The organism is Pseudarthrobacter enclensis, from assembly GCF_001457025.1.
Classification (GTDB): Bacteria; Actinomycetota; Actinomycetes; order Actinomycetales; family Micrococcaceae; genus Arthrobacter; species Arthrobacter enclensis.
The window spans coordinates 1-16,049 of record NZ_KQ758604.1 but is presented as its reverse complement, the minus strand read 5'-3'; the positions used below and the strand labels follow the sequence as shown (position 1 = coordinate 16,049).

Here is a 16,049-nt window from a genome sequence, read left to right as displayed (position 1 = left end):
CCGCCGGCGGCTACTATTTAGGTAATGGTCATGCCGCTCTTCGACACCGCTTCCACCATGGACGCCTCAACGGCTGTTCCCCTCGGTGTCAGCGTTCCGCGCGCGGAATCGGACGGGTCCCGTCCGGCTCCCCGCGGCCGCGCCAACGTCGCCTGCTATGCCCCCGGCGTGGCCAGCCTGGAAATCGTCTACAGCGCGCCGGGCGGCGAGTGGCGCGTCCAGCCGCTGCCGAACGTCACCCAGGGCGTCCACCACGGCATCGTCGAGCACCTGCCCGCCGGCTCACGGTATGGTTTCCGCCCGGCGTCGGGGGCGCAGCCGCTGCCCGTGCCGGTTCCCGCAGCGGACCTGGACGACGACGGCGCCCGCCCGCTGCTGGACCCTTACGGCCGCGCCGTGGACCAGCGCGGCGGGCTGGTGACCAGCGCCCGGACGGACAGCACGTTCGACTGGGAAGCTGACGGCAGGCTGCGGCTTCCCTGGCGCAACACCATCATTTACGAGGCCCACGTCCGCGGCCAGACCCAGCTGCACCCCGATGTGCCGGCGGAACTCCGCGGCACCTATGCCGGCATGGCCCACCCCGCCGTCGTCGAGTACTTCAAGGGGCTGGGCATCACCGCCGTACAGCTCCTGCCGGTCCACTTCCACCTGGATGAACCACACCTGCAGGACCTCGGACTGACCAACTACTGGGGCTATAACACCGCGGCGTTCTTCGCCCCGCACCCCGGCTACGCCACCCGCGCCGCCCAGGACGCCGGCCCGCAGGCGGTACAGGACGAGTTCAAGCGCATGGTCAAGGCCCTCCACTCAGCCGGGCTCGAGGTCATCCTGGACGTCGTCTACAACCACACCGCCGAAGGCGGGCCGGACGGACAGACCACCAGCTTCCGGGGGCTGGCGGAAAACAGGTACTACCGGACCGACGGCCACGGGAAATACATCGACACCACGGGCTGCGGCAACAGCCTCAACTTCAGCGAACCCCGGGTTGTCCAGCTGGTCCTTGATTCGCTGCGCTACTGGGTGGACGAGTTCCACATCGACGGGTTCCGCTTCGACCTGGCCGTCACCCTCTGCCGCAACGCCGACAACGACTTCGATCCACAGCACCCGTTCCTGGTGGGCATCGCCGCGGACCCGGTCCTCTCCGACGTCAAACTCATCGCCGAACCATGGGACGTGGGTTACGGGGGCTGGCAGACGGGACGTTTCCCGGCTGGGTGGGCTGACTGGAACGACCACTTCCGCGACTCCGTCCGGTCCTTCTGGCTGGCAGACCGGGCCGCCCTGGAATCCGGCGGCCAAGGTGGTTCGGTGGCGAAACTCGCTGACGCACTGTCCGGATCAGCAGCGCTGTTCGAAGCCTCCGGCCGCTCCCGGCTGGCCTCGGTCAACTACGTCACCGCGCATGACGGTTTCACGCTGAACGACCTGGTGTCCTACGACCGGAAGCACAACGAGGCCAACGGCGAACAGAACCGCGACGGGCACGGCGACAACCGCAGCTACAACCACGGAGTGGAAGGCCCCACCGAAAACGGGGAAATCCTTGCCCGCCGCGCCCAGTCCCGCCGCAACATGATGGCGTCCCTGATGATCTCCCTGGGCGTGCCCATGATCACCGCCGGCGACGAGCTGGCGCGCACCCAGCAGGGCAACAACAACGCGTACTGCCAGGACAACGCCATCACCTGGCTCGACTGGACCCGGACCCCCGAATCCCACGAGATGCTCCGCAGCACCAAGCGGTACATCCGGCTCCGCAAGGAGTTCCTGGCCGCCCAGCCGCACCATTTCCCCGTCCTGCACGAACAGTCCTACCTTTACTGGTTCGACCACAACGGCCAGCCCATGTCCATGGACCGCTGGAACGACCCGCAGCACCGGGTGATGCAGCTCCTCCTCGGCTCGGAGGACGGCGAACTCGAAGGCCTGGTGGTAGTGAACGGGACAGGGACGAACATCACTATCACCCTTCCCCGGCCGGCCGCCAAAGGCACCGCGCCGCGCCTGTTCGAACTCCGCCTCACCACATCCGCGCTGCACGAATCCCGGCAGGGCGGCCGCGTGGCGTCCGGGGAGAAGGACCTGGTGGAGGCCAACTCCATCAGCATCTACCGCACCCTCTAGGCCGGGAACCATCATGCGCAACCGCACCATCCTGCCCCTGCTGCTCGCCGCCGTCGTGGTGGTGGCGGTGCTCTTCTTCGGCGGCCAGGGGGTCCTGGGCCAGTTGCTGGAAGGAACGGCGCCGGCCCCCGCCCCGAGTGCCGGGGCCTCCGCCGCCTCACGGTCCGCGGCACCGGAAGCCCCGGCGTCGGCGGGAGCTGCGACGCCGGGGAAGACGGCAACGGCCGCCAAGAACCCGTCACGGCTCCCGGCCATCCCGGAGTCCGCGCTGCCTGCCGAGGGGCGCAGGGTCCTGGCCCTGATCCGGGCCGGCGGCCCATACCGGTACAGCCAGGACGACCAGACCTTCGGCAACTTCGAGGGCATCCTGCCCCGCCGCGACCGCGGCTACTACCGCGAATACACCGTCCCCACCCCTGGTGAGGGGGACCGCGGTGCCCGCAGGATCGTTGCCGGCGCGGACGGCGAAAAGTACTACACCGACGACCACTACGAATCGTTCTCGTTCATCACGGAAGGCAGCTAGCACCCCCATGAAGATTTACTCCGGCGACACCTGGACCCTCGAGGAACTCAAGGACCAGGTGGCGGACGCCGGGAGGCGCAGCCTGGTGATACCCCCGGCGGAGAGCAAGCGGGCCGTCCTGGAAACCTTCGGCGAAGTCCTGAGCTTCCCCGAGCACTATGGAGTCAACCTCGACGCCCTGAATGATTCGCTGCACGACTTCGCAGACAGCATCACGGACAACGGCAACCCGCCCGTCACCGTGCTGTGGCAGGTAGCCGCACCCTTCCGGGCAGACCGGTCGTTCGGCGTCATCTGCGAGATCCTGCAGGATGCCGAACGCTATGCGGGCAAGGACCTGGCAGTGACCGCAGTCCTGCTCTGACCCGCCTTAGCCGCCGGGGCGTTCTTCCTGCGCCGCGTAGGTGTCCAGCAGCGCCCGGGCGTGACCGGCGTCGTCCTCCGCGTCCAGTCCCTTGCGCATGCTGTCCGCTTTCTCCCGCCCCGCCGGGAACGGCGGCAGCAGCGGAACCTCAGGATCCGTCAGCACCTCGATGACCACCGGCCGGTCCGCTGCAAAGGCCCGGTCCCAGGCATCCCCGAGGTCTTCGGGGTCGTCCACGAGGATGCCCTCCAACCCCAACAGCCGGGCATAGGCGGCGAACGGGAAGTTGGGGAGCTCCTGGCTGTCTCCGAACCGCGGCTCCGCCTCGGACTCCCGCTGTTCCCAGGTCACCTCCGCCAGCTCCCGGTTGTTGAAGACGCACACCACGAACCGCGGATCCTGCCACTGCTGCCAGCGGTGGGCCACGGTGACCAGTTCCGCCGCGCCCGCCATCTGCATCGCACCGTCACCGGCCAGGGCAACCACCGGCCGCCCGGGATGGGCGAGCTTGGCGGCGAGGCCATACGGGATGGCGCACCCCATGCTGGCCAGTGTGCCGGACAGGTGCGCAGGGACGCCCGGCGGCAGGACCAGCTGGCGGGCATACCAGTAGACGCAGCTTCCGACGTCGATACTCACCTGGGCGTCCGCGGGGAGCCTTCCGTTCAGCTCACGGACTACGCGTTCGGGGTTGACGGGCACCGCCGGTACAGCCGCCCGGTCGGCAGCGAGGATGCGCCAGCGGCTGACCTCCGCCTCCACCGAGGAGCGCCACTCTCCATGCGGCCGGTGCTCCAGCCGGGTGTCCAGGGCGGCCAGGGCGGCCGCGGCGTCCCCGGCCAGGCCTACCTCCACCGGGTACCGGTTGCCGATCTTCTTTTCGTCGATGTCGACCTGAACGGCCCGCGCCGCCCCGGGCGGCGGGTAGAACTCGGTCCAGGGGTCGTTGGATCCCACAATGAGCAGGGCATCGCAGTTGCCCAGCAGATGGGCGCTGGCCGTCGTCCCCAGGTGGCCCATGGGTCCCGCCACGAATGGCAACGTCTCATCCACGTACGGCTTGCCCAGCAGGCTGGTGGCAATGCCCGCACCCAGCTTTTCGGCGATGGCCACCACTTCGGCTGAGGCGTTTTTGGCGCCCTGGCCCACCAGCAGCGCCACGCGCTCGGCGGAATTGAGCAGGGCGGCGGCAGCATCAAGGTCAGCCTCGCGCGGCATCGTGGCAGCGGCAGCCCACGACGGTGCGGTCACGACGATTCCATGCTCCTGCTCCAGGTCCGGCGCTGCCGCGGACTGGAGGTCATGGGGAACAATAACCACGCAGGGCGACGATGTTGCCCGGGCCGTCCGGAACGCCCGGTCCAGCACCATGGGAACCTGCTCCGGCACGCTGACCAGCTGCACGAACCGGGACGCCACATCTTTGAACAGCGGCACCAGGTCGATTTCCTGCATGTAAGCCGATCCGAGCACCGTGCGGCTCTGCTGCCCCACGATGGCCACCACCGGTACGCCGTCCAGCTTGGCGTCGTACAGGCCGTTGAGGAGGTGCACCGCGCCCGGCCCCTGCGTGGAGGTGACCACTCCTATGCCGCCGGTGTACTTGGCATGGCCCACCGCCATGAACGCGGCGTTCTCCTCGTGCCGCGCCTGGATGAACCCCACCCGTCCGGCGGAACGGCGCAGCGCACCCATGAACCCGTTGATACCGTCCCCGCTGTACCCGAAGACGCGGTCCACGCCCCAGACGGTGAGCCGGTGAACGATCACGTCGGCCACGGTGCGTTCTGACATTGGATCCTCCTGGGTCGGTTGAGTGCCCTTCCAAGGACACGTACCCGCCGGGAGGCATTCCTGTCAGGGCGCAGGTCTACGCGTTGACGATCAACCCCAGTTCCGCCTTGGATGCCAGGCCTTCATGCCGCGGCAGCACCCGCACCGTGTAACCGAACGGGCCTGAGCGGTCGATCACCAGGGAGCCGCTGAACAGGTGGCGGCCGCTGCCGAGATCCTCCTTCACCTGCAGTTCCATCAGGGTGATGTCCGTGAGGTTGTCGCTTTCCTCGGCCCTGCCGTAGGCCACCTCTACGTACACGTCCTCCGGAGTGAGGCTGTTGAGCGCCACATAGGCGTTGACCTGGAGGGTATCGCCGATCTGCGGGTCCTCGGAAACTCCCACCGAGTCCACGTGCTCCACGTGCACCTGCGGCCACGCCGAGCGCACCTTGGCGGTCCAGGACGCGAGCGAGCGGGCTTCCAGGTAGTTGGCTGCGCTGGCGCTCCGGCCGGCCTCGGCCGCGGGACGGTAGAGGATGTTGACGTAGTCGCGGAGCATGCGTTCGGCCGAAACCTGCGGGCCCAGGTGGGACAGGGTGTGCTTGATCATGGACACCCAGTGCGTCGGCACCCGCTCGGCGCCCGACGTCGACGGCCCGGCAGCCCCCGCGGCCGCAGACACGGTGCTGCCGTAGAACCGGGGCGCCACCTGGGTTTCGAGCAGTTCGTACAGCGCGGCGGCCTCGATGTCGTCGCGTTCCTCGGGGGACGCGCCGTTGTTGGCGGTGGGGATGGCCCAGCCGTTCTCGCCGTCGTACATCTCGTCCCACCAGCCGTCCAGGACGGACAGGTTCAGCGATCCGTTCAGCGCCGCCTTCATGCCGGAGGTGCCGCAGGCCTCCAGAGGCCGCAGCGGGTTGTTCAGCCACACGTCGCACCCGGGGAACAGCGTGCGTGCCATGGCGATGTCATAGTTCGGCAGGAAGGCGATCCGGTGGCGGACCTCTGGGTCGTCGGTGAACCGGACCAGGTCCTGGATCATCTTCTTGCCGGCGTCGTCCGCGGGGTGGGACTTGCCCGCGATGACCAGCTGGATGGGGTGGTCCTTGTGCAGCAGCAGCGCCTTCAACCGCTCCGGTTCACGCAGCATCAGCGTCAGCCGCTTGTAGGTGGGGACGCGGCGGGCAAACCCGATGGTGAGCACATCCGGGTCCAGGACATGCTCGGTCCAGCCCAGTTCCGCGTCTGCCGCGCCGCGCTTCTTCCACGAAGCGCGCAGCCGGCGGCGGACATCGTCCACCAGCGCGGACCGCAGCTCACGCCGCAGGGCCCAGACATCGGCGTCGCTGACGTTGTAGGCCAGGTCCCAGCGGCCGTTGGCCTCCGCCTCGCTGCCGAACTGGTCGCGGGCAAGCTTGGAAATCCGGCTGTCCACCCACGTGGGGACGTGGACGCCGTTGGTCACGGACGTGATGGGGACCTCGGAGTGGTCGAAGCCCGGCCACAGGGCCGAGAACATGCCGCGGGACACCTCGCCGTGCAGCTTGGCCACGCCATTGGCCCGCTGCGCGAGGCGAAGGCCCATCACCGCCATGTTGAAGACCGCGGGGTTGCCCTCCGCGTAGTTTTCCCGGCCCAGCTCGAGGATGCGGTCCACCGGGACATCGGGAGCCAGCCCGGCCTGGAAGAAGTGGCTGATCTGGGCGATCTCGAACCTGTCGATGCCTGCCGGCACCGGGGTGTGGGTGGTGAACACCGTGGAGGCGCGGCCTGCGGCGAGGGCTTCGTCGAAGGTGAGGGCCTGGTCCCCGGACATGAGTTCCTGGATGCGTTCAATGCCCAGGAAACCGGCGTGCCCTTCGTTGGTGTGGAACACCTCCGGCGCCGCGGTGCCGGTGAGTTTCTGGAAGGCACGCAGCGCCTTGACGCCGCCCATGCCCAGCAGCAGCTCCTGCTGGAGCCGGTGGTCGCCGCCGCCGCCGTACAGCCGGTCCGTGATGCTGCGGGCGGCGTCGTCGTTGCCCGGCACGTTGGAGTCCAGGAGCAGCAGGGGGACGCGTCCGACGTCGGCCCGCCAGATGTGTGCCAGCAGCCGGCGTCCGTTGGGCAGCGGCAGCGAAACCTGCACTGCCCGGCCGTTGCCGTCCGGCGACGGTTCACGCAGCAGGGTCAGCGGCAGCCCGTCCGGATCCAGTACCGGATAGGTTTCCTGCTGCCAGGCATCGCGGGACAGGGACTGCTTGAAGTAGCCGGCCTGGTAGAGCAGGCCGACGCCGATCAGCGGAACGCCAAGGTCCGAAGCCGCCTTCAGGTGGTCGCCGGCCAGGATGCCCAGGCCGCCCGAGTACTGGGGCAGCACTTCGGTGATGCCGAACTCGGGGGAGAAGTAGGCAATGGAGGCCGGGGCGTCCGGGCCCAGTCCCTGGTACCAGCGGGGCTCTTCGAGGTACCGGTCCAGGTCCTCCTCGGCCGCACGGACCTTGTCCACCACCGCCTGGTTGGTGGCCAGCCGCTGCAGTTCCTCCCGGCTGATCATGCCCAGGAAACCCACCGGATCCTGGCCGCTTTCCTCCCACAGGGCGGGGTGGAGGCCCGCGAAAAGTTCCCGCGTGGGGCGGTGCCAGGACCACCGGAGGTTGCTTGCCAGCCGGGCCAGCGGCCGGATGGGTTCGGGGAGGACTGTACGGACCGTAAACCTGCGGATTGCCTTCACCTGCGTCACACTAACGGACAACCTGCGCGGCCGGAACCAGCTTTGGGTTTCATTTGCGTAAATGACAGGAGACGTGGAGGAAATGAAGCGCGGCACAACAAAATACAGTGAGCAGGCTTAGCATTCCTGGCCATTTCTCGCTAACGTCGAGCCTGTGACGACTAACTCAGTAACCAGTGCCGCTTCGAAGAAAATGCCAAAGGGACAGATCACCGACGGGCTGCGGTTCGGACGTTTTCCGATCACTGCAGTTGAGCCTGTCGTCGAGGGCGGGAAGTTTCCCGCCAAGGCCCTGCCCGGCGAGGGGATCGTGGTGGGAGCCACCGCGTTCCGGGAGGGACATGACCAGCTGGGCGTCAGCGCCGTGCTGCTGGATCCCTCCGGCGCCGAACGCCAGCGCGTCCGCCTGGCACCGCCCCGCGGGGAACGCGGCATGGGCACGGACCGCTGGGAAGGCATCCTCACGCCGTCGGAAACCGGCAACTGGTCCTTCGTCATCGAAGCGTGGCATGACCGCTACGGCACCTGGCGCCACAACGCCGAGGTGAAGATCGACGCCGGCATCGACGTCGAGCTCATGCTCGCCGAAGGTGCCGCCCTGCTGCGCGAAGCGTCCGCCGAGGACTTCCGCAGCGACTGGGACCAGGGCGTCCTCCGGGCGGCAGCCGACAAGCTGGCTGACCAGTCCCTCAGCACCGAGGAGCGGCTGGCAGCCGGATTCGGGCACGACGTCGCCGGCGTTGTGGCACACCAGCCCATCCGGGAGCTGGTTACCGTTTCACAGAAGTACCCGCTCCTGGTAGAGCGGGACCGTGCCGGCCGCGGCGCGTGGTACGAGTTTTTCCCCCGTTCGGAGGGTGCCGTCAAGGACCACAGCACGGGAGCCTGGACCTCTGGAAACTTCCGCACGGCCGCCCGCCGGCTCGACGCCGTGGCCGCGATGGGCTTCGACGTGCTGTACATGCCGCCCATCCACCCCATCGGCGTCCAGCACCGCAAGGGCCCCAACAACACCCTGGTGGCCGGGCCGCACGATCCCGGCTCCCCGTGGGCCATAGGCGCAGCCGAGGGCGGCCACGACGCCATCCACCCCGACCTGGGAACGTTCGAGGACTTCGACGCCTTCGTGGCCCGGGCCAACGAACTCGGCCTCGAAGTGGCCCTGGACCTGGCGCTGCAGGCGGCACCGGACCACCCCTGGGTGTCCGAACATCCGGAATGGTTCACCACCCGCGTTGACGGCAGCATTGCCTACGCCGAAAATCCCCCCAAGAAGTACCAGGACATTTATCCCCTGAATTTCGATAATGACCCTGAGGGGCTTTCCCGGGAAATTCTGCGGATTGTCCTGTTGTGGGTGAGCCACGGCGTGAAAATTTTCCGTGTTGATAACCCGCACACCAAACCGGTGTGGTTCTGGGAATGGCTCATTGCGGAAGTCAATAAAGCAGAACCCGGCGTGGTCTTCCTGGCGGAGGCCTTCACCCGGCCGGCCATGATGCACGCCTTGGGCAGGGCAGGGTTCCAGCAGTCCTACACGTACTTCACGTGGCGCAACACGAAGAAGGAAATCGAGGAGTACTTCCACGAAGTCAGCCACGAATCACCGGCGTTCTTCCGGCCCAACTTCTTCGTCAACACCCCGGACATCCTCACCGAGTACCTCCAGTACGGCGGCCCGGCAGCCTTCCGGGTCAGGGCAGTGCTGGCATCCACGGCCAGCCCCCTGTGGGGCGTCTACGCGGGCTACGAGCTGTACGAGCACGTGGCCCGTCCGGGAGCCGAGGAGTACATCGACAACGAAAAGTTCGAGTACAAGGCACGCGATTGGGACGCTGCCGCGGAATCGGGGCGCACGCTGGCCCCCTACATCACCCGGCTGAACCACATCAGGCGCGACCACCCGGCCCTGCAGGACCTGCAGAACCTGACGGTGCACCAGAGCACGGATGACTCCACGGTGGTCTACTCGAAGCACAAGACGCTTCCGGACGGCTCCAAGGACACCATCATCGTGGTGGTGAACGTGGATCCGCACGTCACCAAGGAATGCAGCGTGGTCCTGGACCTGGCAGCCCTGGAACTGGACCCCCAGGACCGCACGCCGGGCGGCGGCTTCCACGTGGACGACCTGCTGACAGGCAACAGCTGGGAATGGGGCGAATACAACTACGTCCGCCTCGACCCGCACGTGGAGCCCGCACACATCCTGAGCGTCAGGAGAATGCATCAGTGAGCTTTAGTCCGCAAAGTTCCGGCCAGCACTTCACTCCGAAAAGCACCTTTGAGCTGAACGCTCCCGGCCTCCAGCATGATCCGCTGTGGTACCGGAAGGCTGTTTTCTACGAAGTGCTGGTCCGGGCCTTTGCGGATGCCAACGGCGACGGATCCGGGGACTTTTCCGGCCTCATCGACCGGCTGGACTACCTGCAGTGGCTGGGCGTGGACTGCCTGTGGCTGCCGCCGTTCTTCCAGTCCCCGCTGCGCGACGGCGGGTACGACATCTCGGACTACAACTCCGTGCTGGACGAGTTCGGGACCATCAGCGACTTCAAGCGCCTGGTCGCAGAAGCCCACGCACGCGGCGTCCGGGTGATCATCGACCTGCCGCTGAACCACACCTCGGACCAGCACCCGTGGTTCCAGGAGTCGCGCAGGGACCCGGACGGTCCGTACGGCGACTTCTACGTCTGGAGCGACACCGACGAGAAGTACCAGGACGCCCGCATCATCTTCGTGGACACCGAGGAGTCCAACTGGACCTTCGATCCCATCCGCCGGCAGTTTTTCTGGCACCGGTTCTTCAGCCACCAGCCGGACCTGAACTTCGAGAACCCCAAAGTCATCGAGGCGCTCTTCGATGTGGTGCGCTTTTGGCTGGACCAGGGCATTGACGGATTCCGGGCGGATGCCATCCCGTACCTCTTCGAGGAGGAAGGCACCAACTGCGAAAACCTTCCGGCCACCCACGAGTTCCTCCGCAACCTGCGGGCCATGGTGGACGAAAGCTACCCCGGCCGGGTCATCATCGCCGAGGCCAACCAGCCGCCCAACGAGGTCGTGGAGTACTTCGGCACGGAGGAGCAGCCCGAATGCCACATGGCCTTCCACTTCCCGATCATGCCGCGGCTGTACTACGCCCTCCGGGACCAGAAGGCTGCCCCCATCATCGCCACCATGCGCGACACCCCGGACATCCCCGACGGCGCGCAGTGGGGGACGTTCCTGCGCAACCACGACGAACTCACCCTGGAGATGGTCACCGCCGATGAGCGCGCAGCGATGCTGGGCTGGTACGCGCCGGACCCGCGCATGCGCGCCAACATCGGCATCCGGCGGCGGCTGGCCCCGCTCCTGGACAACTCACGGGCCGAGATAGAACTGATCAACGCCCTGCTGCTGTCCCTGCCGGGGAGCCCGTTCCTGTACTACGGGGACGAGATCGGCATGGGGGACAACATCTGGCTCGAGGACCGCGACGCCGTCCGTACGCCCATGCAGTGGAACCCGGACCGCAATGCGGGGTTTTCGCATGCAGACCCCGGGAAGCTTTACCTTCCGCCCATCCAGTCGCTGGTCTACAACTACAGCATGGCCAACGTGGAAGCCGAAGCTGCACACTCCGGTTCCCTGCTTCGGTGGACCCGGCAGATCCTCAGCGTCCGCAGGAACCACCCCGCCTTCGGGCTCGGCAGGTTCAAACACGTCGAAGCCGACCACGACGCCGTCCTGGCTTACCTCAGGGAGCTTCCGGGCGGCAACTCCGCCGGGGTGGACGGGGAAACCATCCTCTGCGCATTCAATTTGTCTCAGCACCCCGTGGCCGCGACGCTGCGGATCCCCGATTACGCCGGACGGGGACTGCGCGACGTCTTCGGCGGCCAGATTTTCCCCGGGATCAACGAGGACGGAACGTTGACGCTGACCCTCGGAAGCCACGACTTCTTCTGGCTCCGGCTGCGGTCCGCGGCATCCAACCCGGCCTCGCCCTACACACAGGCACTGCCCATCCTGTCGATAGAGGACTGATAAATGAACCAGCCCATCCTCACCCCCGCCCTGACCGCGCTGCTGCAGGAATGGCTCCCGCAGCAGCGATGGTTCCCCGTCAAAACCCCCGACTTCGAAATGTCCCAGGCAGGCAGCCTGGGACTGGAAGACCCCTCCGGGCACGCAGGGCTCGCCGTGTTCCTGCTGGGCATCACCACGAAACAGCCCGACGGCGGCCGGCGCACCAGCGTGGTACAGGTCCCCTTGAGCTTCCGGGCGGCGCCTGCGGCCGGGATGGAGAGGGCCCTGGTGGGCCAGGCCGCCGGGACGGACCCTTCACGGACGTGGGTCTACGACGCGCTCCACGACCCGGACTTCATTGGCGCCTGGCTGGAACTCATCAGGCAGGAGACCAGGCCCCTCACCGGCGCGGCAACGGGCCACCGGGTGCCGGGCGATTACCGGCTGCCCACAGCGCAGGGCGTCGTGAAAGTACTCTCGGGGGAGCAGTCCAATACCTCGGTCATCGTTGACGACGGCGAATCGGCCGCCATCGTGAAGTTCTTCCGCGTGCTGTCCGCCGGAGCCAACCCCGAGGTTGAGGTGGGGTCGGCACTGACGGCCGCCGGCACCACCGAAGTCCCCGCCACCCTCGGCTGGGTCCGCGGTGAATGGCTGGAACGCGGCAACAAGGACGCGGCCGGGGCCACGGCCGGAACGCACGTGGTGGAAGGCGAGCTCGCCGTGGCGCACGAATTCCTGGCAGGCGGCCTCGACGCCTGGCGCCTGGCCGTCGACGCCGCCCGTTCCGGCAGGGACTTCACCGCTGAGGCGCGGGCGCTCGGAGCCGCCACGGCCACGGTCCACCAGCGGCTCGCCGAGACCCTCGGGCACACCCCGGAGGCCGGGGCCGGCGCCGGATCGGAAGCTGACGCCGGTGCAGCGGTAGCCCAGCGGATCCGCGCCGCATGGACGGAAGCGGGTCCCGCCGTCGGCCCCTACGACCACGCACTTGAGGCACTCCTGCAAGGGCTCGACGGCGCGGGCGCCGGCCCGCTTCAGCGGATCCACGGCGACCTGCATCTGGGCCAGATCCTCCAGGTGCCCCGCGCGGCCGGTGATCCGCGCTGGGCCATCCTGGACTTCGAAGGCGAGCCCCTGCGGCCCATCGACGAACGCAACGTCCCGGACCTGCCGCTCCGTGACGTTGCCGGGATGCTGCGCTCCTTCGATTACGCCGCGGGGGCGGCGCAACGCGAACAGGAAGGCGCGCAGGTGCCCGATTCCTGGGTGGACGACTGCGCGGACGCGTTCCTGGTAGGCTACGCAGCCGTCACGCCGGGCACCGTGGACCGGACTTCACCGCTCTTTGTGGCATTGTGGCTGGACAAGGCCCTGTACGAAGTTGTTTATGAAATGCGGAACAGGCCCGACTGGCTGGCGATCCCAGTAAGCGCCTCCAGGCGGCTCCTTGGCGGCAACAGCACCGGCGACACCGCCGGTGCAGCATCGGAAGGTAACGAAATGACAGGCACTGCACGAACAGACCGGCCGGGAGCGCCGCTCCCCGTGGACGAAGGCACCCTTGGCAAGATCGCCAACGGGGAGCACCACGCGCCGCACTCCGTACTGGGGGCGCACCTGGACGACTACGGCCACGTCACCATTCGCACCGTGAAGCACCTTGCAGAGTCCGTTACGGTGGTCACCGCCGCCGGTGAAACGCCCATGCAGCATGAGGCACACGGCGCGTGGGTGGCAGTGCTGGAGCCGCTGGAACGTGGCCATGTGCCGGACTACCGGCTTTCCGTCACCTACCCCGGGGCGGAACCTGTCACGGTGGACGAGCCGTACCGCTACCTCCCCACCGTGGGCGAAGTCGACCTGCACCTGATCGGGGAGGGCCGGCACGAGAAGCTGTGGAAGGTCCTGGGCGCGCATGTCCAGCACTACAAATCGTCGCTGGGAGACGTGGATGGTGTCTCCTTCGCCGTGTGGGCACCCAACGCGCAGGCAGTCCGGGTCAAGGGCGACTTCAACGGCTGGGACGGCCGCGAACATTCCCTCCGGTCACTCGGCTCCTCCGGCGTGTGGGAAATCTTTGTTCCCGGGGTTATGGCAGGGGCGTGCTACAAATTCGAGATCCGGACCCGGTCGGGGCACTGGGTGGAGAAAGCCGACCCGCTCGCCTTCGGGACGGAGGTGCCTCCGCTGACCGCCTCACGGGTGGTGGAGCCCTCCTACGCCTTCAAGGATGACGAGTGGATGCAGGCCCGTGCCGGGCGGGATCCGCACAACTCGGCCATGAGCGTCTATGAAGTCCACCTGGGGTCCTGGCGCCTTGGCCTGGGGTACCGGGAGCTGGCCAAGGAGCTCGTGGAGTACGTCAAGTGGCTCGGGTTCACCCACGTTGAATTCATGCCCGTAGCGGAGCACCCCTTCGGCGGGTCCTGGGGCTACCAGGTCACGTCCTATTTCGCGCCGACCTCCCGCTTTGGCCACCCGGACGAATTCCGCTACCTCGTTGATACCCTGCACCAGGCCGGCATTGGGGTGCTCCTGGACTGGGTGCCGGCGCACTTCCCCAAGGACTCCTGGGCGTTGGCCCGCTTCGACGGCGAGCCGCTGTACGAGCACGCGGATCCAACCCTGGGTGAACACCCTGACTGGGGCACGCTGATCTTCGACTTCGGCCGCACCGAGGTCCGGAACTTCCTGGTGGCCAACGCCCTCTACTGGCTCGATGAGTTCCACATCGACGGACTGCGCGTCGATGCCGTGGCGTCCATGCTCTACCTGGACTACTCCCGGCAGGACGGGCAGTGGCGGCCCAACCGCTTTGGCGGCCGCGAGAACCTGGAAGCAATCTCCTTCCTCCAGGAAGTCAACGCCACGGTCTACAAGACCCACCCGGGTGCGGTCATGATCGCCGAGGAGTCCACTGCTTTCCCCGGCGTCACCGCGCCCACCAGCCATGGCGGACTCGGGTTTGGCCTCAAGTGGAATATGGGCTGGATGCACGACAGCCTGAAGTACGCGTCCGAAGACCCGATCAACCGCAAGTGGCACCACGGCACGTTGACGTTCTCGCTGGTGTACGCCTTCACCGAGAACTTCCTGCTGCCCATCAGCCACGACGAGGTAGTCCACGGCAAGGGCTCGATGCTCCGCAAGATGCCGGGGGACCGGTGGCAGCAGCTGGCGAACCTGCGTGCCTTCCTGGCCTACCAGTGGGCGCACCCCGGAAAGCAGCTGATCTTCATGGGAACCGAATTCGGCCAGGAAGCCGAATGGTCTGAGCAGCACGGGCTGGATTGGTGGCTGGCCGACATTCCGGCGCACAAGGGCCTGCAGCTCCTGACCAAGGACCTGAACGAGGTCTACAAGTCCACCCCGTCCTTCTACACCCGGGACAACGAGCCCGGCGGGTTCCAGTGGATCAACGGCGGAGACGCGGACCGCAACGTCCTGTCGTTCATCCGCCGGGACGCCGAGGGAAACCCGGTGGTCTGCGCCATCAACTTCTCCGGTGCCCCGCACGTCGGTTACACCCTCGGAGTACCGACTGCCGGCGCCTGGACCGAGGTGCTGAATACGGACCACACCACGTACGGAGGTTCGGGCGTGCTCAACACCGGCGAGCTGAAAGCCACTGACGAAGGCCAGGACGGCCAGCCCGCGACGCTGACCGTGACGCTGCCCCCGCTGGGTGCTTCCTACTTCAAGCCGGGTGCGCCCGCCGCTCCCTAAACAGGCAGCTATCCCACCGGCCGGCCCGGTATGGAGAAGCCCGGAATCCGCGTGATTCCGGGCTTCTCCACCTCCCCGGCCACCCGGTCCGAAAGCCGCCCGGCACACGGGTTGGCCTTTCTGGCCAAGGGGTGGTAGAGTTTATTTCCGCGCTGATCCACCGAGTCAGACGGAAAACCAACCAACAAAGCTTCACGGCGATGAAGGTTGCGGATGCCGATTTGACACGGAAGAATTCAGCCGGTAAGTTTGAAAAGTTGCTCCGGAGCGATCCTGAACGGAATTGTTTGGGTGGTGCCGGGTGTGTCTGTTGTTTGAGAACTCAATAGTGTGCCAAGTTTGTTGATACCAATTGTTTTATTGGTTGTTTTGGCTGTGCCGCCACCCCGTGGTTGGCATGGTTTTTACAGCTGGTTTCAAATTTTGTGCAGCTTTTTCTGGTGTTATTTCCACTGGTTTTGGTTGTGTCTGTTTTTTCAACGGAGAGTTTGATCCTGGCTCAGGATGAACGCTGGCGGCGTGCTTAACACATGCAAGTCGAACGATGAAGCCCACTTGTGGGTGGATTAGTGGCGAACGGGTGAGTAACACGTGAGTAACCTGCCCTTGACTCTGGGATAAGCCTGGGAAACTGGGTCTAATACCGGATATGACCTTCCATCGCATGGTGGTTGGTGGAAAGCTTTTGTGGTTTTGGATGGACTCGCGGCCTATCAGCTTGTTGGTGGGGTAATGGCCTACCAAGGCGACGACGGGTAGCCGGCCTGAGAGGGTGACCGGCCACACTGGGACTG

The 16,049-nt window shown here is 66.6% G+C and carries 8 protein-coding genes and 1 rRNA gene; 7 read left to right on the top strand and 2 right to left on the bottom strand.

Features of this window, described 5'->3' with window-relative positions:
* Positions 1–24 precede the first annotated feature (24 nt).
* Genes glgX through AS031_RS13965 form a run of 3 tightly spaced genes read left to right on the top strand, consistent with a single transcriptional unit; the run spans position 25 to position 3,026 of the window.
* Positions 25–2,136: a glycogen debranching protein GlgX gene (gene glgX, locus AS031_RS13975; RefSeq protein WP_058268780.1), complete on the top strand. Its 2,112-nt coding sequence runs from the start codon at positions 25–27 to the stop codon at positions 2,134–2,136.
* 13 nt (positions 2,137–2,149) lie between these two features.
* Positions 2,150–2,662 (top strand): guanyl-specific ribonuclease, encoded by a 513-nt coding sequence (locus AS031_RS13970; protein WP_082642020.1) that lies wholly within the window; start codon positions 2,150–2,152, stop codon positions 2,660–2,662.
* 7 nt (positions 2,663–2,669) lie between these two features.
* Positions 2,670–3,026: a barstar family protein gene (locus AS031_RS13965; protein WP_058268778.1), complete on the top strand. Its 357-nt coding sequence runs from the start codon at positions 2,670–2,672 to the stop codon at positions 3,024–3,026.
* A gap of 6 nt (positions 3,027–3,032) precedes the next feature.
* Here AS031_RS13965 and AS031_RS13960 read toward each other — a convergent pair whose 3' ends face one another.
* Together AS031_RS13960 and glgP are read right to left on the bottom strand one after the other, a co-directional pair.
* Complete coding sequence (locus AS031_RS13960; RefSeq protein ID WP_058268777.1) at positions 3,033–4,820, bottom strand: thiamine pyrophosphate-requiring protein; 1,788 nt, start codon at positions 4,818–4,820, stop codon at positions 3,033–3,035.
* A gap of 76 nt (positions 4,821–4,896) precedes the next feature.
* Positions 4,897–7,515, bottom strand: coding sequence for an alpha-glucan family phosphorylase (glgP, locus tag AS031_RS13955; RefSeq protein ID WP_176716551.1), 2,619 nt, complete (start codon positions 7,513–7,515; stop codon positions 4,897–4,899).
* A 193-nt stretch (positions 7,516–7,708) separates the two neighbouring features.
* On the opposite strand from glgP, the gene AS031_RS13950 reads away from it, so the two are divergent.
* The 4 genes from AS031_RS13950 to AS031_RS13935 form a co-directional block, all read left to right on the top strand.
* Positions 7,709–9,751 carry an alpha-1,4-glucan--maltose-1-phosphate maltosyltransferase gene (locus tag AS031_RS13950; protein ID WP_058268775.1) on the top strand — a complete coding sequence of 681 codons (2,043 nt, stop codon included), beginning with the start codon at positions 7,709–7,711 and terminating at the stop codon, positions 9,749–9,751.
* Positions 9,748–11,544 (top strand): maltose alpha-D-glucosyltransferase, encoded by a 1,797-nt coding sequence (treS, locus tag AS031_RS13945; RefSeq protein ID WP_058268774.1) that lies wholly within the window; start codon positions 9,748–9,750, stop codon positions 11,542–11,544. Before AS031_RS13950 ends, treS begins: the two co-directional genes overlap by 4 nt.
* Positions 11,545–11,547: 3 nt before the next feature.
* Positions 11,548–15,255, top strand: coding sequence for a 1,4-alpha-glucan branching enzyme (locus tag AS031_RS13940; protein WP_058268773.1), 3,708 nt, complete (start codon positions 11,548–11,550; stop codon positions 15,253–15,255).
* 476 nt (positions 15,256–15,731) lie between these two features.
* Positions 15,732–16,049: ribosomal RNA gene (locus AS031_RS13935) — 16S ribosomal RNA — on the top strand; the annotation flags it as partial.